Annotated in this window: 23 protein-coding genes; 15 read left to right on the top strand and 8 right to left on the bottom strand. The window is 66.8% G+C overall.

Annotation, left to right across the window (positions count from 1 at the left end):
* Nucleotides 1-13 precede the first annotated feature (13 nt).
* From leuD to accD, 9 genes are all read left to right on the top strand, one after another.
* Nucleotides 14-664 (top strand): 3-isopropylmalate dehydratase small subunit, encoded by a 651-nt coding sequence (gene leuD / locus FHT32_RS09980; RefSeq protein WP_176664478.1) that lies wholly within the window; start codon nucleotides 14-16, stop codon nucleotides 662-664.
* 43 nt (nucleotides 665-707) lie between these two features.
* The gene (gene leuB / locus FHT32_RS09975) at nucleotides 708-1,796 is read left to right on the top strand and encodes a 3-isopropylmalate dehydrogenase (RefSeq protein WP_176664477.1); all 1,089 of its coding nucleotides are present in this window, start codon (nucleotides 708-710) and stop codon (nucleotides 1,794-1,796) included.
* Between the two features lie 89 nt (nucleotides 1,797-1,885).
* A complete protein-coding gene (asd, locus tag FHT32_RS09970) occupies nucleotides 1,886-3,055 on the top strand; it encodes an aspartate-semialdehyde dehydrogenase (protein ID WP_176664476.1) in 1,170 nt (389 codons plus the stop codon).
* A gap of 169 nt (nucleotides 3,056-3,224) precedes the next feature.
* Nucleotides 3,225-6,095, top strand: a complete 2,871-nt coding sequence (locus FHT32_RS09965; RefSeq protein ID WP_176664475.1) for a FimV/HubP family polar landmark protein — start codon at nucleotides 3,225-3,227, stop codon at nucleotides 6,093-6,095.
* A gap of 40 nt (nucleotides 6,096-6,135) precedes the next feature.
* Nucleotides 6,136-6,948, top strand: a complete 813-nt coding sequence (gene truA, locus FHT32_RS09960) for a tRNA pseudouridine(38-40) synthase TruA (RefSeq protein WP_176664474.1) — start codon at nucleotides 6,136-6,138, stop codon at nucleotides 6,946-6,948.
* Complete coding sequence (locus tag FHT32_RS09955; protein WP_176664473.1) at nucleotides 6,945-7,646, top strand: phosphoribosylanthranilate isomerase; 702 nt, start codon at nucleotides 6,945-6,947, stop codon at nucleotides 7,644-7,646. The genes truA and FHT32_RS09955 overlap by 4 nt, the downstream gene beginning before the upstream one ends.
* A 48-nt stretch (nucleotides 7,647-7,694) precedes the next feature.
* Nucleotides 7,695-8,981 (top strand): tryptophan synthase subunit beta, encoded by a 1,287-nt coding sequence (gene trpB, locus FHT32_RS09950; RefSeq protein WP_176664472.1) that lies wholly within the window; start codon nucleotides 7,695-7,697, stop codon nucleotides 8,979-8,981.
* Complete coding sequence (gene trpA / locus FHT32_RS09945; protein WP_176664471.1) at nucleotides 8,981-9,826, top strand: tryptophan synthase subunit alpha; 846 nt, start codon at nucleotides 8,981-8,983, stop codon at nucleotides 9,824-9,826. The genes trpB and trpA overlap by 1 nt, the downstream gene beginning before the upstream one ends.
* A 24-nt stretch (nucleotides 9,827-9,850) precedes the next feature.
* Nucleotides 9,851-10,723: an acetyl-CoA carboxylase, carboxyltransferase subunit beta gene (accD, locus tag FHT32_RS09940; protein ID WP_019654097.1), complete on the top strand. Its 873-nt coding sequence runs from the start codon at nucleotides 9,851-9,853 to the stop codon at nucleotides 10,721-10,723.
* Between the two features lie 72 nt (nucleotides 10,724-10,795).
* Here the strand turns inward: accD and FHT32_RS09935 are convergent, their stop codons facing one another.
* Nucleotides 10,796-11,356 carry a YggT family protein gene (locus tag FHT32_RS09935; protein ID WP_176664470.1) on the bottom strand — a complete coding sequence of 187 codons (561 nt, stop codon included), beginning with the start codon at nucleotides 11,354-11,356 and terminating at the stop codon, nucleotides 10,796-10,798.
* 49 nt (nucleotides 11,357-11,405) lie between these two features.
* Between FHT32_RS09935 and FHT32_RS09930 the strand changes: the two genes are divergently transcribed.
* The 6 genes from FHT32_RS09930 to FHT32_RS09905 all read left to right on the top strand — a co-directional run bounded on the left by FHT32_RS09930 (nucleotide 11,406) and on the right by FHT32_RS09905 (nucleotide 17,210).
* Entirely contained in the window at nucleotides 11,406-12,050 is a 645-nt protein-coding gene (locus FHT32_RS09930) for an LON peptidase substrate-binding domain-containing protein (RefSeq protein ID WP_256098956.1), read from the top strand.
* Between the two features lie 124 nt (nucleotides 12,051-12,174).
* Entirely contained in the window at nucleotides 12,175-13,722 is a 1,548-nt protein-coding gene (lysS, locus tag FHT32_RS09925) for a lysine--tRNA ligase (protein ID WP_176664468.1), read from the top strand.
* A 2-nt stretch (nucleotides 13,723-13,724) separates the two neighbouring features.
* A complete protein-coding gene (locus tag FHT32_RS09920) occupies nucleotides 13,725-14,996 on the top strand; it encodes an Hsp70 family protein (protein WP_176664467.1) in 1,272 nt (423 codons plus the stop codon).
* Between the two features lie 2 nt (nucleotides 14,997-14,998).
* Nucleotides 14,999-15,547: a YgjP-like metallopeptidase domain-containing protein gene (locus FHT32_RS09915; RefSeq protein WP_176664970.1), complete on the top strand. Its 549-nt coding sequence runs from the start codon at nucleotides 14,999-15,001 to the stop codon at nucleotides 15,545-15,547.
* A gap of 95 nt (nucleotides 15,548-15,642) precedes the next feature.
* Complete coding sequence (locus tag FHT32_RS09910; RefSeq protein WP_176664466.1) at nucleotides 15,643-16,269, top strand: class I SAM-dependent methyltransferase; 627 nt, start codon at nucleotides 15,643-15,645, stop codon at nucleotides 16,267-16,269.
* A gap of 32 nt (nucleotides 16,270-16,301) precedes the next feature.
* A complete protein-coding gene (locus FHT32_RS09905) occupies nucleotides 16,302-17,210 on the top strand; it encodes a hypothetical protein (protein ID WP_176664465.1) in 909 nt (302 codons plus the stop codon).
* A 5-nt stretch (nucleotides 17,211-17,215) separates the two neighbouring features.
* On the opposite strand, the gene FHT32_RS09900 is transcribed toward FHT32_RS09905, so the two are convergent.
* The 7 genes from FHT32_RS09900 to recO form a co-directional block, all read right to left on the bottom strand.
* Nucleotides 17,216-18,031, bottom strand: coding sequence for a glycosyltransferase family 2 protein (locus FHT32_RS09900; protein WP_176664464.1), 816 nt, complete (start codon nucleotides 18,029-18,031; stop codon nucleotides 17,216-17,218).
* A gap of 13 nt (nucleotides 18,032-18,044) precedes the next feature.
* Nucleotides 18,045-18,719, bottom strand: a complete 675-nt coding sequence (locus tag FHT32_RS09895) for a class I SAM-dependent methyltransferase (RefSeq protein WP_176664463.1) — start codon at nucleotides 18,717-18,719, stop codon at nucleotides 18,045-18,047.
* Nucleotides 18,720-18,853: 134 nt separating this feature from the next.
* Nucleotides 18,854-20,176: a galactosyl transferase GMA12/MNN10 family protein gene (locus FHT32_RS09890; protein WP_256098955.1), complete on the bottom strand. Its 1,323-nt coding sequence runs from the start codon at nucleotides 20,174-20,176 to the stop codon at nucleotides 18,854-18,856.
* 58 nt (nucleotides 20,177-20,234) lie between these two features.
* Entirely contained in the window at nucleotides 20,235-21,314 is a 1,080-nt protein-coding gene (gene nagZ, locus FHT32_RS09885) for a beta-N-acetylhexosaminidase (protein WP_176664461.1), read from the bottom strand.
* 2 nt (nucleotides 21,315-21,316) lie between these two features.
* Complete coding sequence (acpS, locus tag FHT32_RS09880) at nucleotides 21,317-21,709, bottom strand: holo-ACP synthase (protein WP_176664460.1); 393 nt, start codon at nucleotides 21,707-21,709, stop codon at nucleotides 21,317-21,319.
* Nucleotides 21,710-21,722: 13 nt separating this feature from the next.
* Entirely contained in the window at nucleotides 21,723-22,523 is an 801-nt protein-coding gene (locus tag FHT32_RS09875; RefSeq protein WP_176664459.1) for a pyridoxine 5'-phosphate synthase, read from the bottom strand.
* Complete coding sequence (gene recO / locus FHT32_RS09870; protein ID WP_176664458.1) at nucleotides 22,520-23,290, bottom strand: DNA repair protein RecO; 771 nt, start codon at nucleotides 23,288-23,290, stop codon at nucleotides 22,520-22,522. The genes FHT32_RS09875 and recO overlap by 4 nt, the downstream gene beginning before the upstream one ends.
* Nucleotides 23,291-23,378 lie beyond the last annotated feature (88 nt).

The following is a 23,378-nucleotide window of genomic DNA, read 5'->3' as shown; positions in this document are numbered from 1 at the left end:
CTGGAGACATCACATGCAGAAATTCACCGTGCACAAGGGCCTCGTGGCCCCGATGGACCGCGAGAACGTCGACACCGACGCGATCATTCCCAAGCAGTTCCTCAAGTCGATCAAGAAGACCGGCTTCGGCGTGAACCTGTTCGACGAGTGGCGCTACCTCGACCCGGGCCTGCCCGGCCAGGACCCGGCCAGCCGCAAGCCGAACCCCGACTTCGTGCTGAACCAGCCGCGCTACGCGGGCGCCTCGATCCTGCTGGCGCGCCAGAACTTCGGCTGCGGCTCGTCGCGCGAGCATGCGCCCTGGGCGCTCGACCAGTACGGCTTCCGCGCGATCATCGCGCCGAGCTACGCCGACATCTTCTTCAACAACAGCTTCAAGAACGGCCTGCTGCCGATCGTGCTGCCCGAGGCGCAGGTCGCCCAGCTGTTCGACGAGACCTTCGCCTTCCCAGGCTACACGCTGACCATCGACCTGGAACGCCAGGTGGTGGTGAAGCCCGACGGCCAGGAATTCGCGTTCGACGTGCAGGCCTTCCGCAAGTACTGCCTGCTCAACGGGCTGGACGACATCGGCCTCACGCTGCGCCACAAGGACAAGATCAAGGCCTTCGAGGCCGAGCGCCTGGCGCAGAAGCCCTGGCTGGCGCATACGATGATCTCCTGATCGATCGCGCGCATATCGTTTTCAAGAAACCTCAGACCAACTTATGAAAATCGCAGTTCTCCCGGGTGACGGCATCGGCACCGAAATCGTGGCGGAAGCCGTCAAGGTGCTCGACGTGCTCGACCTGAAGTTCGAGACGGAATCGGCGCTGGTCGGCGGCGCGGCCTACGAGGCGCACGGCCATCCGCTGCCGGAATCGACGCTCAAGCTCGCCAAGGAAGCCGACGCGGTGCTCTTCGGCGCTGTCGGCGACTGGAAGTACGACAAGCTCGACCGGCCGCTTCGGCCCGAGCAGGCCATCCTGGGGCTGCGCAAGAATCTGGGCCTGTTCGCGAACTTCCGCCCGGCCATCTGCTACGAGGAGCTGGTGGGCGCCTCCAGCCTGAAGCCCGAGCTGATCGCGGGCCTGGACATCCTCATCATCCGCGAGCTGACCGGCGACATCTACTTCGGCCAGCCGCGCGGCCGCCGCGTCGCGACGGACGGGCACTTCCCGGGCGCCGAAGAGGCTTTCGACACGATGCGTTACTCGCGCCCCGAGATCGAGCGCATCGCGCGCGTCGCCTTCGAGGCCGCGCGCAAGCGCAGCAAGCGCGTGACCAGCGTGGACAAGAACAACGTGCTGGAAACCTCGCAGCTGTGGAAAGACGTGATGCTCGACGTTGCGAAGGAATATCCGGACGTCGAACTCGACCACATGCTGGTCGACAACGCGGCCATGCAGCTCGTAAAGGCGCCCAAGAAATTCGACGTGGTGGTCACCGGCAACATGTTCGGCGACATCCTCTCCGACGAGGCCGCGATGCTCACCGGCTCCATCGGCATGCTGCCCTCGGCGTCGCTCAATTCGAGCAACCAGGGCCTGTACGAGCCCAGCCACGGAAGCGCCCCCGACATTGCCGGCAAAGGGGTTGCCAATCCTTTGGCTACAATCCTGTCCGCTGCCATGATGCTCCGTTTCTCCCTCAACCAGCCCGAAGCTGCCGACCGTATCGAGTCGGCGGTCAAGGACGTGCTCGCCTCCGGGCTGCGCACGGGCGACATCTGGTCTGAAGGCACCAAGCGCGTCGGCACCCGCGAGATGGGCGACGCGGTCGTTGCAGCAATCACCAAAAAGACGATTACCGGCTAACCGCAGCCCGCTTCGTCACGCCCCTCCCCGGCTCGACGAGTCGGGCGCAAAAAAGACAACTTTTCTTTTTTTCATAAGGGCAAACTGAAATGGCGAACGCATCTCAACCTCTGGTCGGCCTCGTAGGCTGGCGCGGCATGGTCGGCTCGGTCCTGATGGACCGCATGCAGGCCGAAGGCGACTTCGGTCTCATCGAGCCGGTCTTCTTCTCGACCTCCAACGCCGGCGGCAAGGCCCCGGCCATGGCCAAGAACGAAACCGCGCTGAAGGATGCGAACGACATCGAGGCACTGAAGAAGTGCGACATCGTCATCACCTGCCAGGGCGGCGACTACACCAGCGAGGTGTTCCCCAAGCTGCGCGCCGCCGGCTGGAACGGCCACTGGATCGACGCCGCCTCCACCCTGCGCATGAAGGACGACGCGATCATCGTGCTCGACCCCGTCAACCTGCCGGTGATCGAGAACGCGCTCGCCAAGGGCGGCAAGAACTGGATCGGCGGCAACTGCACGGTGAGCTGCATGCTCATGGGCGTGGGCGCCCTCTACAAGGCCGGCCTGGTCGAGTGGATGACCAGCATGACCTACCAGGCAGCCTCGGGCGGCGGCGCGCAGCACATGCGCGAGCTGCTGACCCAGTTCGGCACCCTCAACGCCGAAGTGCGCGCCCTGCTGGACGACCCGAAGTCGGCCATCCTCGAGATCGACCGCAAGGTGCTGCACAAGCAGCAGACCCTCAGCGCGGCTGAAACCGCCAACTTCGGCGCGCCGCTGGGCGGCTCGCTGATCCCCTGGATCGACAAGGACCTGGGAATCGGCAAGAGCCAGGACGACGCCGAGTGGGGCATGTCCAAGGAAGAATGGAAGGGCGGCGCCGAGACCAACAAGATCCTCGGCCAGGGCGCGGGCTTCGGCACCGCCGCCGTGCCGGTCGACGGTTTCTGCGTGCGCATCGGCGCGATGCGCTGCCACAGCCAGGCCCTGACCTTCAAGCTCAAGAAGAACGTGCCGCTGGCCGACATCGAGGCGATGATCGCCGCCGACAACCCCTGGGCCAAGGTCGTGCCGAACACGCGCGAAGCCACGGTCAAGGACCTGACGCCGGTGACCGTGACGGGCACCATGAACATCCCGGTCGGCCGCATCCGCAAGCTGGCGATGGGCCCGGAATACGTCGGCGCCTTCACGATCGGCGACCAGCTGCTGTGGGGTGCCGCGGAACCGCTGCGCCGCATGCTGCGCATCCTGCTCGAGGCCTGATGCGGGGTGCTCAGGCCCTTTTGAAACATGAATTGTTGCCATATGGCAACAGAAGATGTGTGCGTAAGTATGCGCGCACTGGGTAGAACAAGCGCATTGCCTTGTCAGTGCTCAGTGATGATGCTAACGTCCTCTTACAAATTCCGGGCCTGAGCCGCCCCCTATCAGCATGACAAGACATCTGTTGCCTGCGGCCAGCCCATCGGCCGCTCGCCCGCCTCTGCCGTCGAACGGTTGGCGCCTTTCCATTCTTGGCGCGGCGGCAGCCGTGGCCATGGGCCTCGCTAGCACCGATGCCAGCGCATTCACGCTGGGCCAGCTGAAGGTGCAGTCGGCTCTGGGCGAGCCCTTGCGGGCCGAGATCGATGTGACCGAAATGGCCGCCAATGAAGCGGATGGCCTGAAGATCAACATCGCCACGGCCGAAGCTTTCAGAAACGCGGGTGTCCCCTACAACTCGGCGCTCAGCGACGTCAAGGCAACGCTGCAGCGCCGCGCAGGCGGCCAGTACGTGGTCCGCCTGAGCGGCAGCCGCCCGCTGAACGATCCGTTCGTCGACCTGCTGCTCGAAGCCAACGGCGCCTCCGGCCGCATCGTGCGCGACTACACGGTGCTGCTCGATCCGCCGGCCACGCGCCAGGCTGCTACACCGGCTGCCCCAATCTCTCCCCAGATCTCGGCTCCGGCCGAGCGCACCGCCCCGGCGGCACGCGCACGCCGCGAACGCGCCCCCGTGGTGGCCGCTCCGGCGGCAACGGCCCCGGCACCTTCCACGGCACCCGCAGCCGCGGCTCCTGCCCCTGTCACGGCCGCCGCCCCTGCCCGCAGCGCCGGCGGCGGTGAACAGGTCACGGTGCAGCGCGGCGACACCGCCGGCAAGATCGCCGCCACCTACAAACCCGCCGACGTGTCGCTCGACCAGATGCTGGTCGCGCTGCTGATGGCCAACCCCGACGCCTTCGTCGGCGGCAACGTCAACCGCATGCGCGCAGGCGCCGTGCTCGACCTGCCGAGCGCTGCCGAAGCATCCGCCGTTCCGCCGGCCGAAGCCCGCCGCACGGTCACCGCACAAAGCCGCGATTTCGGCAGCTACCGCCAGCGCCTGGCCGACAACGCACCTACCACCAACGTGGCCGCCGCGAGCCGCAAGGCAGCGGGCAAGGTGCAGGCCAACGTCGAGGACCGCAATGCAGCGGCCAACTCGCCCGACAAGCTCACGATCTCGCAGGGCAACGCAGCCACCCGCGCCGCCGACGAGAAGGTCGCGCAGAACCGCCAGGCGCAGGACAACAGCAACCGCGTCGCGGAACTGTCGAAGAACATCAGCGAGCTGAACAAGCTCAAGGCGGCAACGGGCACCGGCTCGTCCGCGGCCGCACCCGCCGCCGCTCCGGCACCGGCAACGCCGGGCATTCCGGTTCCAGCCCCCAACACCAGCGCGACGGTCGTGCCTCCGGTCGCGAGCCCCGCACCGGCTCCTGCCCCGGCTGCAGCTGCTCCGGTCACGCCTCCGGCTCCGGCCCCCGCCGCCGCGGCGGCACCTGCCGCTCCGGCGGCAGCGGTGCCCAGCACTCCCCCGACGCCCGAAGCCACGGCGCAGGCAGCTCCCGCTGCAGCAGCAGCCACTCCTGTAGCCGATGCACAGGCCGTGGCCGCACCCGCCGGCACGCCTGCGGCCGCCGATGCCACCGCCACTCCCGCAGCCGCGGCAGCGAGCGCCGCAGCGGCTGCCGCGCCGAAGCCGGCTGTGAAGAAGCCCGCTCCGCCGCCCCCGCCGCCGGAGCCCACCTTCTTCGAAGAACTGATGGACAACCCGCTGATGCTGGCGGGTGCCGCGCTGATCGCGCTGCTGGTCGGCTTCCTGCTGTACCGCGTGCTGGGTCGCCGTCGCGAGGAAATGAGCGAAAGCGTGTTCCTCGAAAGCCGCATCCCGAAGGATTCGTTCTTCGGCGCCAGCGGTGGCGAATCGGTGGACACCAAGCACCGCGGCGACTCCACCGTCTCGTCGCTGTCGTACTCGCCGAGCCAGCTCGACGCGGGCGATGTCGACCCGGTCGCCGAGGCCGACGTGTACCTGGCCTACGGCCGCGACCTGCAGGCGGAGGAAATCCTGCGCGAGGCGCTGCGCCTGAACCCCGATCGCACCGCCATCCACCTCAAGCTGCTCGAGATCCACGCCAAGCGCCGCGACGTGCGTGCCTACGAAAGCCTGGCCACTGAAGTGCACAAGCTGACCGGCGGCCTGGGTTCCGACTGGAACCGCGTGGTCGACATGGGCAAGGACCTCGATCCGGGCAACCCGCTGTACGAATCTGGCTCGCCCCGCAGCGGCGGCAGCGGTGGCGCCAGCGCCGCCGAAACGGCAGCCTTCGCCGGCGCCCTGGCGGCGGCAGCCAAGCCGGCACCGGCGACGCCTGCTCCGGTGGTGTCGCCCCCGGTGGCCGTCGCACCGCCCGCCTTCGTGCCCTCGGTCGCACCGCTGGACTTCGACCTCGACCTGACCACGCCGCCGGCGCCCGCTCCGGTCGCGGCTCCGGCTGTGCAGCACGCGCCGGTCGGCGCCAGCCTGCCGAAGTCGGCCTACGCGCCGGCTCCGACGACGGCGCGTCCGGCGCCGCCGCTGTCGAACGGCCACGCAACGCCCGTCGACCTCGAGAACGACTTCGACACCGCCCCCGGCGCCCTGTCGGCCGACACGCTCCCCGGCTCGCTGAGCCTGAGCGATCCGGAGCACAACACCCGCCCCGCCATGCTGCGCAACGCGCTGCCGGCCGACTCGGGCTTCATCGAGTTCGACATGAGCGCGCTGGCCGGCCTGCCGGCAGCACGCCCGGTCGAAGCCGCCAAGCCGGCGGCAACGGCGGCCGCGCAGAATGACGAAGGCGACGACAGCCCGCATGCCGTCAAGCTGTCGCTGGCTCGTGAGCTGCAAGCCATCGGCGACGTCGAAGGCGCCCGCTCGCTGGTCGAGGAAGTCGAAGCCGAGAGCGCCGGCGACCTCAAGTCGCAAGCCCGTCAACTGCTCGCGGAACTGCGCTGAACGAGCTTCGCCGCTCGCTCTTCCTCGGTCCCCTGAATTCGTGAGGCTGGCGCTCGGCATCCGGTACAACGGCCAGGCGTACGACGGCTGGCAGAGCCAGCCCTCCGGCCGCACGGTGCAGGACAAGCTCGAGGCGGCCCTCGCGAAGTTCACCGCGCAGCCCATCCGGACGCTGTGCGCCGGGCGCACCGACGCGGGTGTCCACGCCCTCATGCAGGTGGTGCATTTCGACACCACCGCGCAGCGCGAACCCTTCTCCTGGATGCGCGGCACCAACCGCTTCCTGCCCGACGACATCGCGGTGCAGTGGGCGCATCCGGTGCCCGACGAATTCCACTGCCGCGCCAGCGCCCTGGCGCGTCGCTACGTCTACGTGCTTTCGCAGTCGCCCGTGCGGCCCAGCCTCGATTCGGGCCGGGTCGGCTGGTCGATGCATCCGCTCGATGGCGACGCGATGCGCGCCGCCGCGGCGCTGCTCATCGGGCAGCACGACTTCAGCTCGTTCCGCGCCTCGGCCTGCCAGGCACGCTCGCCGGTCAAGGACCTGCGGCGCATCGAGATCACGCGCGTCGGCAACGGCGAGCGCTGCCGCTGGCATTTCGAGTTCGAGGCCGACGCCTTCCTGCACCACATGATCCGCAACCTGATGGGCAGCCTCCTGCGCGTCGGCCGCGGCGACGAGCGACCGGAGTGGATCTCGCAGGTGCTCGAGGCACGCAGCCGCGATGCGGCGGCGCCCACCTTCTCGGCGGACGGCCTGTATTTCATGGGCCCGTTGTACGACGCCAAGTGGGGTCTGCCGGCCGAGGCCACGCTGCAGGCCGGCAGGGCTACGTATGATGGCCCGCCATGAGCGCGCCCTCCCTGCCCCGCACCCGCATCAAGATCTGCGGCCTGACCCGTGAAGCCGACGTCGACGCGGCGGTCGAAGCCGGTGCGGACGCCATCGGCTTCGTCCTGTATCCGAAGAGCCCGCGCGCCGTAACGGTCGACCGGGCGGCCGAACTGGCCTCCCGCCTGCCGCCGTTCATCACGCCAGTCCTGCTGTTCGTGAATGAGGATGCTCCCAAAGTCATAGCATCGCTCGCTCAGGTGAAGGGCTCGATCGCGCAATTCCATGGTGAAGAGACGCCGCAGCAGTGCGAGGAAGCCGCCGGTCCGGGCCGATTCCGCTACATGCGCGCAGCCCGCATTCCGCTGGGGGATGCCGGGGCCGGCTTCGACCTCGTAAAATACGCGTCCGATTACTCCCACGCCCAGGCCATCCTGCTCGACGCGCATGTCGAAGGTTATGGCGGTGGCGGCAAGGCATTCGATTGGTCACTTCTTCCACCCGCCGTCGACGCTCACCTCGTCTTGAGTGGTGGGCTCACACCTGCAAGCGTGGGCGATGGCATTCGCATCCTGCGGACGCGCTGCAAGTCGCTGTCCGTTGATGTGAGCTCGGGCGTCGAAATCGACGGTCCCGGGAACAAGGGCCTCAAGGACGCCGGAAAGATCCGGCAATTCGTCGCAGCCGTCAGGGCTGCCGACGCGTCCTTCTCCAGTTAGCCGCCGCAGCCGATCGTTTGTCGGGCTGCGGCCCACCGATCGAGAATCATGCAAAGCCAATTCCAGGACTACCAGCAACCCGATGCCACCGGCCACTTCGGCAACTACGGCGGCACCTTCGCGAGCGAGACGCTCACCCACGCGATCAACGAACTGCGCGACGCGTACGCGAAGTTCAAGGACGATCCGGCCTTCCTCGCGGAATTCCACTACGAGCTCAAGCACTTCGTCGGCCGCCCCTCGCCGATCTATCACGCGGCACGCACCAGCCGCGAAATGGGCGGCGCGCAGATCTACCTGAAGCGCGAAGACCTGAACCACACCGGCGCCCACAAGATCAACAACGTGATCGGCCAGGCGATGCTCGCGCGGCGCATGGGCAAGCCCCGCGTGATCGCCGAGACCGGCGCCGGCCAGCACGGCGTGGCCACCGCCACCATCTGCGCGCGCTACGGCCTCGAGTGCGTGGTCTACATGGGCAGCCAGGACGTGAAGCGCCAGAGCCCCAACGTCTACCGCATGAACCTGCTCGGCGCGACCGTGGTGCCCGTCGAATCCGGCAGCAAGACGCTGAAGGACGCGCTCAACGAGGCGATGCGCGACTGGGTCACCAACGTGGAGAACACGTTCTACATCATCGGCACCGTCGCCGGCCCGCACCCCTACCCGACCATGGTGCGCGACTTCCAGAGCGTGATCGGCACCGAGTGCATCGAGCAGATGCCGGCCATGCTCGCGGCCGACGGCATCACCGGCGAGGCGGAGGGCAAGCAGCCCGACGTGGTGATCGCCTGCGTGGGCGGCGGCAGCAACGCCATGGGCATCTTCCACCCCTACATCCCGTTCGCGGGCACGCGCCTGATCGGCATCGAGGCCGCAGGCGAAGGGCTGGACAGCGGCAAGCACTCGGCCTCGATCCTGCGCGGCAGCCCCGGCGTGCTGCATGGCAACCGCACCTACCTGCTGCAGAACGAGGACGGCCAGATCACCGAGACGCACAGCATCAGCGCCGGCCTCGACTACCCCGGCGTGGGCCCCGAGCACGCGTACCTGGCCGACATCGGCCGCGCCGAGTACGTCGGCGTCACCGACAAGGAAGCGCTCGATGCCTTCCACTACCTGTGCCGCACGGAGGGCATCATCCCCGCGCTCGAATCCAGCCACGCGGTGGCCCACGCGCTGAAGCTCGCCAAGACCATGCGCCCCGACCAGTCGATCCTGGTGAACCTCTCCGGCCGCGGCGACAAGGACATCGGCACCGTCGCCGACCTGTCGGGCGTCGACTTCTACGACCGCCCCTCGATGCGCGGCCTGAGCGTGAAGGGAGGCAAGTGATGAGCCGCATTGCAGCCACCTTCGAGGCCCTGAAGAAAGACGGCCGCCGCGCCCTCATTCCGTACGTGACCGCGGGCTTCCCCTTCGCCGACATCACGCCCGAGCTGATGCACGGCATGGTCGAGGCCGGCGCCGACGTGATCGAGCTGGGCGTGCCTTTTTCCGACCCGATGGCCGACGGCCCGGTGATCCAGAAGGCCGGCGAGGCCGCGCTGGCGCTGGGCGTGGGCATGAAGCAGGTGCTCGCCATCGTCGCCGCCTTCCGCCAGAAGGACACGACCACGCCCGTCGTGCTGATGGGCTACGCCAACCCGGTCGAGCGCTACGACCTGGTGCACGGAAAGAAGTCCTTCATCCGCGACGCGGCCGCAGCCGGCGTCGACGGGCTGCTGGTGGTCGACTATCCACCCGAGGAATGCGAGGCCTTCGCCGCCGAGCTGAAGGCCGCCGGCATCGACCTGATCTTCCTGCTGGCCCCCACCAGCACCGACGAGCGCATGGCGCAGGTCGCGCGCATCGCGAGCGGCTACGTCTACTACGTGTCGCTCAAGGGCGTGACCGGCGCCGGCCACCTCGACACCGAGGCCGTCGGCCGGATGATCCCTCGCATCCGCGAGCACGTGAGCATCCCGGTGGGCGTGGGCTTCGGCATCCGCGACGCCGCCACGGCGCAGGCCATCGGCTCGGCCGCCGACGCGGTCGTGATCGGCACGAAGATCATCCAACTCATCGAGGACCAGCCCCGCGACAAGGTCGTGCCGGCGGTGCGCGAATTCCTCGCGGGCATCCGCGAGGCGCTCGACGCCCTGCCCGCCGCGACGGCCAAGAACGCGGCTGGTCGATAATCACCGCCAACACAAGGAGCCCCCATGAGCTGGCTTGAAAAACTGCTACCCGCCAAGATCGCCCAAACCGACCCGTCCGAGCGCCGCCAGGTGCCCGAGGGCCTGTGGATCAAGTGCCCCGCCTGCGAGACCGTTCTGTACAAGACCGACCTCGAGCACAACCAGAACGTCTGCCCCAGCTGCAGCCACCACCACCGCATCGGCGCCCGCGCGCGGCTCGACGCGTTCCTCGACGCCGAGGGCCGCTATGAAGTCGGCCAGGAAGTGCTGCCGGTCGACGCCCTGAAGTTCAAGGACAGCCGCAAGTACCCCGAGCGCCTGAAGGAAGCCCTGGAAAACACCGGCGAGACCGACGCGCTGGTCGTCATGGGCGGCTCGGTGCACAGCATCAGCGTGGTCGTGGCCTGCTTCGAGTTCGAGTTCATGGGCGGCTCCATGGGCAGCGTGGTCGGCGAGCGCTTCGTGCGCGGCGTCGAGACCGCCATCGAACAGAAGGTGCCGTTCATCTGCTTCACCGCCACCGGCGGCGCGCGCATGCAGGAAGGCCTGCTCTCGCTGATGCAGATGGCCAAGACCAACGCCGCGCTCACGCGCCTGGCGAAGAAGGGCCTGCCCTACATCAGCGTGCTGACCGACCCGACCATGGGCGGCGTGTCGGCCGGCTTCGCCTTCGTGGGCGACGTGGTGATCGCCGAGCCCAAGGCGCTGATCGGCTTCGCCGGCCCGCGCGTGATCGAATCGACCGTGCGCGTGACGCTGCCCGAGGGCTTCCAGCGCGCCGAGTTCCTGCAGACCAAGGGCGCCATCGACTTCATCAGCGACCGCCGCGAGCTGCGCAAGACGATCGCGAACACGCTGGCGATGCTGCTGCGCCAGCCGGCCGATGCGGTGAGCTGACCGAACGAACGGCAATCGAAAGCAAAAAGGGCCCGGGTGCGATGCATCCGGGCCCTTTTTGTATTCAGGAGATCAGAACGTCAGCTGATAAGCAAAAACCAGCAGATTGCCCAGCACGATCGCGATCACCTGCAACACGACGATGGCAGCCAGCGGCGACAGGTCGACCCCGCCAATCAGCGGAATGAAGCGGCGGAACGGCCGCACCAGCGGCTCGGCCAGGCGGGAGATCAGGTCGAGCAGCATCGGCGAGGCATTCGGAATCCACGACAGCACCGCATAGACCACCAGCAGCGCCGTCAGGCCCGAGACCGCCAGCTGCATCAGCCCCACCAGCGACACCAGCGGCAGGGTCGCGATGCGCCCCAGGTTGCCGACCAGCAGCCACAGCAGCAGGAACTTCAGCATCACCAGCAGCCATGCCGCGATCAGGCTGGCCAGGTCCCAGCGCTTCACCCCGGGCACGATGCGCCGCAGCGGCAGCACGATCCAGTCGGTGATGGCGAACACGAAGCGCCCGAGCGGGTTGCCGAAGGGCACGCGGTGGTACTGCATGTACAGGCGCAGCAGGCAGGCGCCGCCGAGCAGACCGACGATCACGTCGAGAAGGAACGAGGGAATCTGGTAGAGCATGAGACGCGGCCGTGAGGGGAATGCGATGATAGCCACGCAAGGCTCTTCGATGACGACACAACCCCTTTTGCATTCACTGCCATTGTTTCCGCTCGGTACGGTGCTCTTTCCCGGCGGCCTTCTTCCATTGCGCATCTTCGAGGTCCGCTACCTCGACATGATCGGCAAGTGCCGCAAGGCCGACGCGCCCTTCGGCGTGGTGAGCCTCACCAGCGGCAGCGAGGTGCGCAAGGCCGGCGCCGATGCCGAGAGCTTTGCAGCTATCGGCACGCTGGCCGTGATCCGCGAGTTCGAATCGCCGCAAAGCGGCCTGCTGCAGATCGAATGCGTCGGCACGCAGCGCTTTCGCGTCCGCAGCAACGAGCTGCAGAAGCACGGCCTCTGGGTCGCCGAGGTCGAGGCGGTGAACGACGACATCGCGCTGGAGATTCCCGACGACCTGCGGCACACCTCCACCGCGCTGCAGCGCCTCGTCGGCACGCTGGAGGAGCGCAAGCGCGCCCAAGGCGGGGCGGTGCGCCTGCCCATCGCCGAGCCCTACCGCTTCGACGATTGCGGCTGGGTGGCCAACCGCTGGTGCGAGCTGGTGCCGATGCAGCTCGAGCTGCGGCAGCGCCTGATGGAGCTCGACAGCCCGCTGATGCGGCTGGAGCTGGTCAGCGATCTGCTCGCACGCACCGGCATCACTGAATAGATCGCTATCCTTTTTGTAGCTTATCCCGCAGGATTGGCGGGCGCTGTGGGCGGGTTTTATTCGAACCCGATCGGCTAAAATGCCGGGCCCGCGCACGCTCCCGGTTGCGCGCCACCCGTCTCCCATGTCCGATCAAAAGAACTCCCCGCCTCCCACGCCCCCCGTCGACGAAAACCAGCTCATCGCCGAACGCCGCGAAAAGCTCAAGCTGCTGCGCACGGCACAGGCCGAGGGCAAGGGCGTCGCGTTCCCCAACGACTTCAAGCCGGGCCATCGCGCCGCCGCACTCGTCGAGGCGCACAGCGCCACCGAGGCCGACGCGCTGGAGGCGCAGGCCGTCGAAGTCAGCGTGGCCGGCCGCATGATGCTCAAGCGCGTGATGGGCAAGGCCAGCTTCGCCACCCTGCAGGACGCCACCAGCCGCATCCAGCTCTACGTGACGCGCGACGCTGTCGGCGAGGAAGCGTATGCCGAGTTCAAGCGCTGGGACCTGGGCGACATCCTCGGCGCAGAAGGCACGCTGATGAAGACCAAGACCGGCGAGCTGTCGGTCAAGGTCACGAAGCTGCGCCTGCTCACCAAGAGCCTGCGCCCCCTGCCCGACAAGTTCCACGGCATGGCCGACCAGGAGCAGAAGTACCGCCAGCGCTATGTCGACCTGATCACCGACGAGACGGCGCGCGTGCGCTTCACCGCGCGCAGCAAGGCCGTGAGCGCCCTGCGCGAGTTCATGGTGGGCAACGGCTTCCTCGAAGTCGAGACGCCCATGCTCCACCCCATTCCCGGCGGTGCCAACGCCAAGCCCTTCAAGACGCACCACAACGCGCTCGACCAGGAGATGTTCCTGCGCATCGCGCCCGAGCTGTACCTCAAGCGCCTGATCGTCGGCGGCTTCGAGCGCGTGTTCGAGATCAACCGGAGCTACCGCAACGAGGGCATCTCGGTGCGGCACAACCCCGAGTTCACGATGATGGAGTTCTACGCGGCCTACTGGAACTACCGCGACCTGATGGACTTCACCGAGACGCTGATCCGCACCATCGCCGACAAGGCCGTGGGCACGCAGCAGCTCACCTACCAGGGCAAGCCGGTCGACCTGACGCAGCCCTTCCAGCGCCTGACGATCCGCGAGGCGATCCTCAAGTACACCGAGGCTGAAGGCGTGGCGCAGGGCGTCGACGACAGCGCCTGGCTCATCGCCGCGTTGCGCAAGCTCGGCATGAACGAGGAAAAGGACAAGCTCTCGCAGCGCAGCCTCGCCAGCCTGCAGGTGCTGTACTTCGAGGAAACCGTCGAAGAGAAGCTCTGGCAGCCGACCTTCATCATGGAGCACCCGACCGAGATCTCGCCGCTGGCGCGCGCCAACGACGAGCGCCCCGAGGTCACGGAGCGCTTCGAGCTCTACATCACCGGCCGCGAGTTCGGCAACGGCTTCAGCGAGCTGAACGACGCCGAGGACCAGGCCGCGCGCTTCAACGCGCAGGTGGCCGCCAAGGACAGCGGCGACGACGAAGCCATGTTCTACGACCACGACTTCGTGCGCGCCCTCGAATACGGCATGCCGCCCACCGGCGGCTGCGGCATCGGCATCGACCGGCTGATGATGCTGCTGACCGATTCGCCGAGCATCCGCGACGTGATCCTGTTCCCGGCGCTGCGCAGGGAATCCTGATCGTGAAGGCACCGTCGTCGTTGCCGACGATCGGCATCGACTTCGGCACATCCAACTCCGCTGTCGCCTGCCGGATCGGCACAGAGGCCCGCCTTCTGCCCATCGAGGGCGCGGCCACCACACTGCCCACCGCGATCTTCTTCAACGCCGAAGACCGCACGACGCACTTCGGCCGCGATGCCATCGGCCAGTACCTCTCGGGGACCGAAGGCCGGCTGATGCGCTCGCTCAAGAGCCTGCTCGGCAGCGCGCTGATGCAGGAGAAAACGGCGATCTACGACGGCCTCGTGAGCTTCGAGGACATCATCGCGCGCTTCCTGCGCGAGCTGGCGGTGCGCGCCAGCCGCGAACTCGGCCAGGTGCCCGAGCGCGTAGTGATCGGCCGGCCGGTCCATTTCGTGGACGACGATTCCAAGCGCGACGAGCGCGCGGAAGAAAGCCTGCGCGTCGCGGCGCGCGCGGCAGGCTTTCGCGACATTTCCTTTCAGCTCGAACCCATCGCGGCCGCCTTCGACTACGAACAGCGCGTTGCCAAAGAGTCGATCGTGCTCATCGTCGACATCGGCGGCGGCACCTCCGACTTCACCGTGGTGCGCGTCGGCCCCGAGCGCGCCGCGCGGGAGGACCGCAGCGACGACGTACTGGCCACCAGCGGCGTGCACATCGGCGGCACCGATTTCGACCAGCGCCTGAACCTCGAGCGCGTGATGCCGCAGTTCGGCTTCCGCCACCACGGCCCGCAGGGGCGCGAAGTGCCGAGCAAGGTGTTCTTCGAGCTGTCGTCCTGGCACCTGATCAACTGGCTCTACGCCGCCAAGGCGCTGCGGCAGGCGAAGGATCTGCGCACCAGCTACGCTGACACGCGCCTGCACGACCGGCTGATGGCCGTGCTCGAGGAACGGCACGGCCACCGCATCGCGAGCGCGGTGGAAGCGGCCAAGATCGAGGTGTCGCTGAGCGATGCCACGACCGCCATCGACCTGGATTGCGCCGAGCGCGGCCTCGTCGCCTCGCTCACGCCGGACGACATGGCGCAGCAGCTGGCCGCGCCGCTGGAAAGCGTGATCGCCTGCGCACACGCCTGCGTCAAGCGCGCGGGCCTGCGCAGCAACGACCTCGACGCGATCTATCTCACCGGCGGCTCTTCCGCGCTGCGGCCGTTCCAGCACGCACTGCGCAGGAGCTTCGCGGGCGTGAACCTGGTCGAAGGCGACCTGTTCGGCGGCGTGGCCACGGGGCTGGCCTGCGCGGCCAGCGCGCAACTCGGGGCCTGATGATGAAATACCTGGCGGGTTATCCGGCATCCCTGCTGGAACAGGTCCGCCAGCTGATCGCCGGGGACAAGCTCGGCGCCCTGCTCGGCCAGCGATATCCCGACGGCGTGCACGGCATCCAGACCGATCGCGCGCTCTACGACTACGTCACCGATCTCAAGAGCGAGTTCATGCGCAAGGCCGAGCCGCTGTCGAAGGTGATGTTCGACAACAAGCTGCACGTGATCCGCAACGCCCTGGGCACGCACACCACCGTGTCGCGCGTGCAGGGCGGCAAGCTCAAGGCCAAGCGGGAGATCCGGGTGGCGAGCCTGTTCAAGGAAGTGCCGCTGGCGTGGCTGAGGATGATCGTCGTGCACGAGCTGGCGCATATGAAGGAACGCGAGCATGACAAGGCCTTCTATGCGCTGTGCATGCATATGGAGCCGGACTACCACCGGCTCGAGTTCGACCTGCGGCTCTACCTGACCCACATGGAGACCGGCGGCCCCAGGCTGTGGGGCTCTGAGGGCCACAGCGAGACCCGGGTACAGCCTCAGGGGAGTTTGTAAACTTTTCCCCGACAACGCTTGGAAGTTGGGACCGCTCCACGAAATTCAGCCAGGCCAGCTACTAAACTGCCGGCTTTCCGCTCCGAAGGCCCACCATGTCGCACCCCCAGCAACTGTTCTTCGTAGGCGGTATCAAGCAATTCCTGGGTGAACTCTTCCAGCGCAGAAAGGTCCTCGAGATCGGCAGCTTGGACATCAACGGCTCCGTTCGAACCTACTTCGAGGAGTGCGAGTACATCGGACTGGACGTGGGCGAAGGAAATGGTGTCGATCTCGTCTGCTACGGCGAGGACTACGGTGGCAAGGCCAACGAGTTCGACGTCGTGATCTCGTGCGAGGCCATGGAACACAACCCCGGTTGGCGCAAGACCTGGCTCAACATGCTCCGGCTGGTCAAGGAATCTGGCATCGTCGTGATGACCTGCGCCACCACGGGGCGGAGGCAGCACGGCACGGTCGAATACGCGCCGACCGATTCGCCGCTGACCATGCAGAACAACCAGAACTACTACCGGAACCTGGTCGAAGATGACTTCAAGGCGATCATTCCGTTCGACGCCTGGTTCTCGGTCTGGTCGTTCTACTACGACCACACCAGCCACGACCTCTACTTCTTCGGCCTGGGCAAGGATGCATTGCCGGAGACGATCCAGAAGGCGACCGAGCTCAAGGCCGCGCTCTCCGACTACTATCACAAGCGGAACATCCTGGGCCTGCAGTAGTCGGCGACCGTCGGAAACAAGCAGCACTCAAGATGGAACGCCCGGTACCTCTGCATTTCACCTCGCTTGGGGAGCCGCACATGGTCGGCGACGTGGTGGCCACCTTCGTCGTTGCCGCCAGGAAGCTCGGGTACGAGGTCAGCACCGAGCACGCCGCCGTGCGCCGTGACGCCATCAACATCGTCTGCTTCGCACACCACCTCGCTCCGGAGACCCTGCAAGGCATGGGCGCCAACTGCATCGTGCTGAACTTCGAGCAGATCGTCGCAGGCTCGCAGGCGTTCAACGAGTCCTACTTGACGCTGCTGCGAAACCATTACGTCTGGGACTACAGCCAGCACAATCTGGCCCGCTACGCCGAGCTGGGAATTCCAAACGGCCACCACGTCCCGCTAGGCTATGAAGAAGAATCCGGAGACAACCTTCGGGTCGAAGACGTGCTGCCCGAAGCCCTGCAGGACATCGACGTGCTCTTCTTCGGCTCGCTGAACCAGCGGCGAGCACAGGTCATTGATGCCATGCGAAGAAAGGGGCTGCACGTGGCCTGCAATGACAACGTGCTGTGGGAAACGACGCATCGCAACCTGATGATCCGGCGCGCGAAGCTGGTGCTCAACATGCACTTCTTCGATAACTCCCGCATCGTCGAGATACCGAGGCTCGCAATGCTTTTCAGGCAGCGCAAGGCCGTGCTGTGCGAACTCTACGCGGACAGCGAGATCTTCTATCCGGAGCTGCGACAAGCCGTCGCCGGCGTCTCTTGCGATCACCTGGCTGACATGGCCGTGATGCTCATGAGCGCCCCACAACTGCGCCAACGGCTGGCGCACCAGGGCTTCGAGGCCTTCAGTGCGCACAGCCAGACAGCTGTGCTGGGCCCTGCGCTCGACGCGTTCTTTGCGTGGCGCGCCAAAGTGCTCGAGGTTGGCGCCCCGCGCTGATCCACTCAGTTGAAGAAGGCGGACAGTTCGCGTACCAGCGCCTCGACCTCTTCCTGGGACATGCCCTCGATGGCCTGCGGCGCCCGCAGGTTCTCCGTGTCGCGGATGCTCTCGATCAGCTCCGTGCGCGAACCCGAGTCGTGATGCAGGTGAAACATCGGCACGGCAAGGGAGTGCCAGCGCACACCCATCCTGCCCGCACGGCGCAGCAGTTCATCGTCCTCGCCGCCCCACCCTTCGAGACGCGCGTTGTAGCCGCCGACCCGGATGTACTCGCTGCGCTTGAACAGCACGATGCCGCCGTTGGCATTCGAGTAAAGAATGCCCGCGTCCGGTGGAAGCCGCTGCGGGTCGATCGAGGCGAGCCGGCCGTAGTCAGGCGTTTCCATGAAGCCCTGCTTCAGTTCGCCGGTGACGTTGATGACGTTCCAGTAGGGGCACATCGCGTCGCTTCCATCACCGTCGAGCAGCCCGTCGACGCACATGCGCAACGCCTGGGGCTGGGCGATTGAGTCGGCATCATGAAAACAGATCACAGGGCTGCGCGCCAGCCGGACGCCGGTGTTGTAGAGCATTGACTTGGGAAACGGCCCTTCATGATGAATGAAGACGTGGCGGATCCTGGGATCGCCCAGCCGCTGCCAATCGAAGCGCGGGACCGGCGCCGCCTCCATCAACCACAGCCGGTATTCGGTATAGGTGCAGGCCAGATGCGCCAGCACGGCGTAGAGATTCTCGCGCCGCTCCTCGGTCGCCTCCCTGTACGAAATGACGATGTCGATGTCGCGAAGGGAGATCTTTTCTGCAGCTTCTTCGGCCATGAGGCAACCTCCATCAGAAGGGGCGGTACAGCACGCAATTGTGCTCGTCGGTCGTCTCCTTGTAGCGCGTGTCGCGGATCGTAAGGTTGACGGGCTCCTTACGGCCGCTGGAATGCTCGTTGAAGATCCCTGCGCCGTTGACTGCGCCCACCACCTCGGCCAAGCCGGGTCCGGCCCAGTTGTCGTGACCCCTGAGCAGATAGAAATGCATCACGCCGCACTGCTGGTGTGCCCAGTAGTCATGCCAGGCGAAGGAGTCCGGGCGCCACAGCGAGTTGTGGCCTTCGAAGAAGATGGGACGGCTCATCGGCATGCACTCCGGCGTGGAGATGATGAGATAGCGCGATCGGTAGTTGAGGAATTCGAGCAGGTCACGGCCCTGCGAATGGAGCATGTGCTCGATGACATCGCCCAGGATCACCACGTCGTAAAGCTCGCCGCTGCGCTCGTAGAGCTTGTCCGCCGTGATCTGGAGAATCTGGTGGTAGCCGACCTCGCGCAGTTGGGGAAACGCCATTTCGTCGCACTCCAGCGCGGTCAGCTCGCATTCGGGCACGATGTTCTTGAGCAAGGCGCCGTATTTGCCGCCCCCCGCGCCGATGTCCAGGATGCGCTTCGGATCGATCGCCTTGACGACGTGTTGCGTCAAGCTGTCGAAAGTCAGCCAGGATTCGCCGATGTGCGCCATGAAAATGCCCCCCAGACCCCTTGATTTAGGACATTTGACTTTACAGGACGGTTCAACCGGCTTGCCGGGCATATCTGCCAGCTTGTTGGCAAAACCGGCGACTGGTTGCTTCTGCGGCAGGCCGGCCAGCCTCGCTACCGCGTCTGCTGCGACGCGGCATCCATCGCCGCCATGTACACCGACCGGTAAGGCTCGGCGAGGCTCACGAAGTGCACGAGCAGCGTGTCCCCGCTTGCGAACAGAGGTGGCGTGTTGATGCTCAGGTTGTCCAGTACGCTGCCTTCGTCCAGCAGCCCTTCCTGCTTCAGCACTTCGTTGGTGTAGTACTGGTCGCCCATGCTGCTATAGACACCCGACTTGTCGGCCACCTCGCCGATGCGCGACCAGATGCGAGCCAGCAGTTCGAGGTTGCGCGGCGTATTGCGGAATCCCATCACGCCGGAATTGAACAGCCAGGCGCCCACGTCCTTGGCCAACAGCAGGTCGCGCCCTTCCAGCAGGGGTTCGATCGGGCGGGACTGATTGAAGAAAAGGACGTCTGCATCGACCCAGATCACCCAGTCGTGATCCGCCAGATGCTGCTGCAGCAGCCAAGTCCGGACCCAGGAGCCGTTGATGCCCGGCCCGATCCCCTCGGGAATCTCGCGGTACACGTGGTACGCGTACCCGTGCCTTTCGCTGTAACGGCGCACGTTGTGCTCGGACACCCTTGCGTAGGTTTCGACATGATGGGTGTAGAGCGTCACAAACGCGATGCGTGCGCCAGGATTGAAGCTGCTCAGCGGCTCGTTGCCGAGCGCTGGGTACCGGGGCGGCTGCAGCACGGGCCGTCCGTGCATCAGGGCGCCGTTGACCTCCCGCACCAGCAGGGACTGCAGGTGCGCGTCGTGCAGGACCTCGTCACGCCATCCACCACCGGGCAACGGCACCGGCGGCGAAGCCAGGTTGACCACGAAGACCCGTGCGTCATGCCATTGCGCAATGCGCCACGACACGTTGACGTAGACATCGGCCAGCACCCCGTTGCACTCGAGCAGCAGACCTGCCGGACGAAACCGCGCGGATTCGTCGAGCCGGTCGGACTCCAGCGCGACGACATGACCCGCATCCACGATCAACTGGTACAGCAGCGCGCGATTGGCCTTGGTGTTGCGCACGACCATCATGTTCGTCATGGCCGGGCCGGGCTGCCCTTCGGGTCTCGGGCCTTCAACGGCGAGCAGATCGCGCCCCCGCATCAGGGCATCGACTGCCACAGGATGGAAGACCACGGAGTCGCCATCGAGGAACAACAGCCAGTCGCCTTCGGCAAGCGAACGCAGGTACCGCAGGATCTGGCTGTACTTGGCACTGGCACGCAGCGCCGGATGAATCAGCTTGTCGCTCTCGACCCATTGGTGCGGATACCCGAACAGGCGGCAGTAATGCGCGTGGTTACGCAACACGGCCTCGTCCATGCGATGGAAGAGGCTGAGGCACAAGGGCATGACAGGCTTCGGGTTGGTTGAGCGGCTCTCAGACGTCAGCCATCCGCCTCGCATCGCGGTACGCGCGCGAAGCAACGAGCATCTGCCAATCGGGCGGAGCGCATTGCGGCAGCAGCGCCCGTCGGCGCGCTTCGCTGCTCGCGTCCGGCCGCCACCCGCCTGCGCGCGCGGCAGCCTCGAAATCCTCCAGAAACTCATCGAGCAGGCGTCCATCGCCAATGCTCTGATTGCACAGCAGCGCCATGTCGCACCCGGCCTCCAGCGCCGCCAGCGCCGCATCGGTGAAGCTGAGCAGCTTGCCGTCGATGTAGCGCCCGGCCTCCATGCTCAGGTCGTCGCTGAACACCGCCCCGTCGAAGCCGAAGCGATTGCGCAGGATCTCGCCGAGCCACTTCGACGAAAAACCCGCCGGCCGCCTGTCGACCTTCGGGTAGATCACGTGCGCCGGCATCACGGCCGCGAGCGAGCCCGACAGCCAGTCGTAGGGCTTGGCGTCGTCGGCCAGGATGGCCTTGAGGCTGCGCTTGTCCACCGGGATCTCGACGTGCGAGTCGGCCTGCACGAAGCCATGTCCCGGAAAGTGCTTGCCGCAGTTGCGCATGCCCATCTGCAGCATGCCGTGCATCACGCTCTTGGCCAGCAGCGCGACCACGCGCGGGTCGCGGTGGAAGCTGCGGTTGCCGATGACGCTGCTGCCGCCGTAGTCGAGGTCGAGCACCGGTGCGAAGCTGAAGTCGACGCCGCAGGCGCGCAGTTCGCCCGCCAGCACCTGCCCGACCGCCGTCGCGGCCTGGGTGGCGCGCATGGCGTCGCGCATCCAGAGCTCGCCGAGCGCGCGCATCGATGGCAGGTGGGTGAAACCGTCGGTGCGGAAGCGCTGCACGCGGCCGCCTTCGTGGTCGACGCAGATCAGCAGGTCGGGCCGGATCGACTTGATCTCGGCGTTCAGCGCGGTCATCTGCGCGCGGTCTTGCCAGTTGCGGGCGAAATGGATCACGCCGCCCACGAGCGGATCGGCGAGGCGCCGGCGGTCGGCGTCGGTGAGTGCCGTGCCGGCAACGTCGATGATCAGTGGCGCATGGGGGCGGTCGGCTAGCCCGGCGGTCATATCTATATCTTCTCCACCACCACGAAGCTCGCGGCGTATTCGGTTTCGTCGGTCACGGTCACGTGGGCGGTGAGGCCCTGCGCCTCGAACCACTCCTTCAGGCCGCCATGCAGCACGATGACCGGCTTGCCGCTGCGCAGGTTGGCGATCTCGCACAGGCGCCAGCTCATGGGCATGCGCATTCCAAGCCCGATGGCCTTGCTGAAGGCCTCCTTGGCGGAGAAGCGGGTCGCCAGGTAGCTCAGGCCGCGCTTCGGCCAGCGTGCACTGCGGGCCTGCCAGACCTTGAATTCAGCGTCGCTCAGCACCTTGCGGGCAAAGCGCTCGCCCTGGCGCTCGAAGGTCGCGGCGATGCGACGCAGGTCGCAGATGTCGGTGCCAATGCCGTAGATCATGCGGCGTCGGCGTTCATTGTTGTTGCTGCTGCTGTTGCTGCCGGCCCGCCTCGGCGATGCAGCGCAGGTAGTCGCGCGTGGCTGCCGTGTAGCCGAGCTCGAGCGCGTCGGCGACGAAGGCGTGGCCGATGGAAACCTCCTGCACGCCCGGCACGGCGCGCAGGAAGGCCGTGAGGTTGTCCCGGCTCAGGTCGTGCCCGGCATTGACGCCCAGGCCCGCCGCGAGGGCCGCGCGCGCCGACTCGGCATAGCGCGCGAGCACGGCCTGCTCGTTCGGGGTGCCGCGCGAGGCCGCGTAGCCTTCGGTGTAGAGCTCGACGCGGTCGGCGCCCACGGCCTTGACCGCGGCCATCATCTCGGGAATCGGGTCCATGAACAGGCTGACGCGCACGCCCAGCGCCTTGGCTTCGGCGATCAGCGGACGCAGGCGTTCGGCGTCGTCGGGAAAGGTCCAGCCGTGGTCGCTGGTGGACTGGGTCTCGCTGTCGGGCACGAAGGTGGCCTGGTGCGGCTTGAGCGTGCGCACGAAGTCCATCAGGTTCTGGAAGGGGTTGCCCTCGATGTTGAACTCGACGCCCGGCCAGTCCTTGGCGAGCAGCGCTGAAAGATCGCTCACGTCGTGCGCGCGGATGTGGCGGGCATCCGGCCTCGGGTGCACCGTGATGCCGTGCGCGCCGGCGGCCAGGCAGGCCTGCGCGGCCTTCACCACGCTCGGGATGCCCAGGTGGCGCGTGTTGCGCACCAGGGCGACCTTGTTGAGGTTGACGGACAGCGAGGTGGCGGCGTTGGCGCCGGCTTGGCCCGGAGTGCTCATAATGCTTGCAGGTCTCTCATCATTTGCCGCGTGCGCAGCGTGGACACGCCGCAATGGTAGTTGAGCAGTGCACGCAGCTGGTTTCTCAGGGCACTGTTGCCGCCGGCGCTCATCGTGGCAATTTCACGCAATGTGGCGGTAAATGGGGCCCGGTCGTCCAGAACGGCCTGCAGGGCCAGCCAGTCGGCACCGGCCAGCGCGGCCTCGTCGTCTCCGGCCTGGCGCAGGCCGGCTTCGGGCACGAGGCTGTAGCGCCCATCGGCGGCAAGCGGCTCCAGCGTGAGCGTCTGGACGTCGAGCGAGGGCAGCAGGCCGACTTCACGCAGCAGCAGCAGCTCGAAAGCCCGCAGCGCGGCAGCCTGGGTCGCGGCCTGGGCGCCGGCGTGCTCGCTCGCCAGCACCTGGACAACGCCGGCGTAGGCATCGAACAGCGCCTCGTGGGCGTCGTCCCGGGCCAGCAGGCGCAGCAGCAGTTCGTTGACGTAGTAGCCCGACAGCAGCGCCTCGCCGGTGGGCATGACGTGTCCACCCATCCATTCGGCGCCCTTGAGCGTGCGGATCTCGGCATCGCCGCCGTAGTTGAGCTGCAGCGGCTGCAGCGGCAGCAGCACCGGGCGGAAGTTGGAACTCGGCCGCTTCGCCCCCTTCGCCACGAGCGCGATGCGCCCATGGTGGCGGGTGAAGACTTCGAGGATCAGGCTCGACTCACTCCAGTCGTAGCGATGGAGGACGTAAGCCGGCTCGTGCGAAACGCGATGGGTGGCCATGTCAGTGAGCAATCGAGCATCGAGGCTTGAGACCAGCAAACGCCGCGGAACCGGCTTTGCCGGGCCGCGCGCGTTGCCCCCGGAAAGG

It is taken from the genome of Variovorax sp. SG517 (assembly GCF_013376045.1).
In the GTDB taxonomy this organism is placed as follows: domain Bacteria; phylum Pseudomonadota; class Gammaproteobacteria; order Burkholderiales; family Burkholderiaceae_C; genus Variovorax.
Note: the sequence above shows the minus strand (reverse complement) of the source record. Positions and strands in the feature narration are given on the sequence as shown.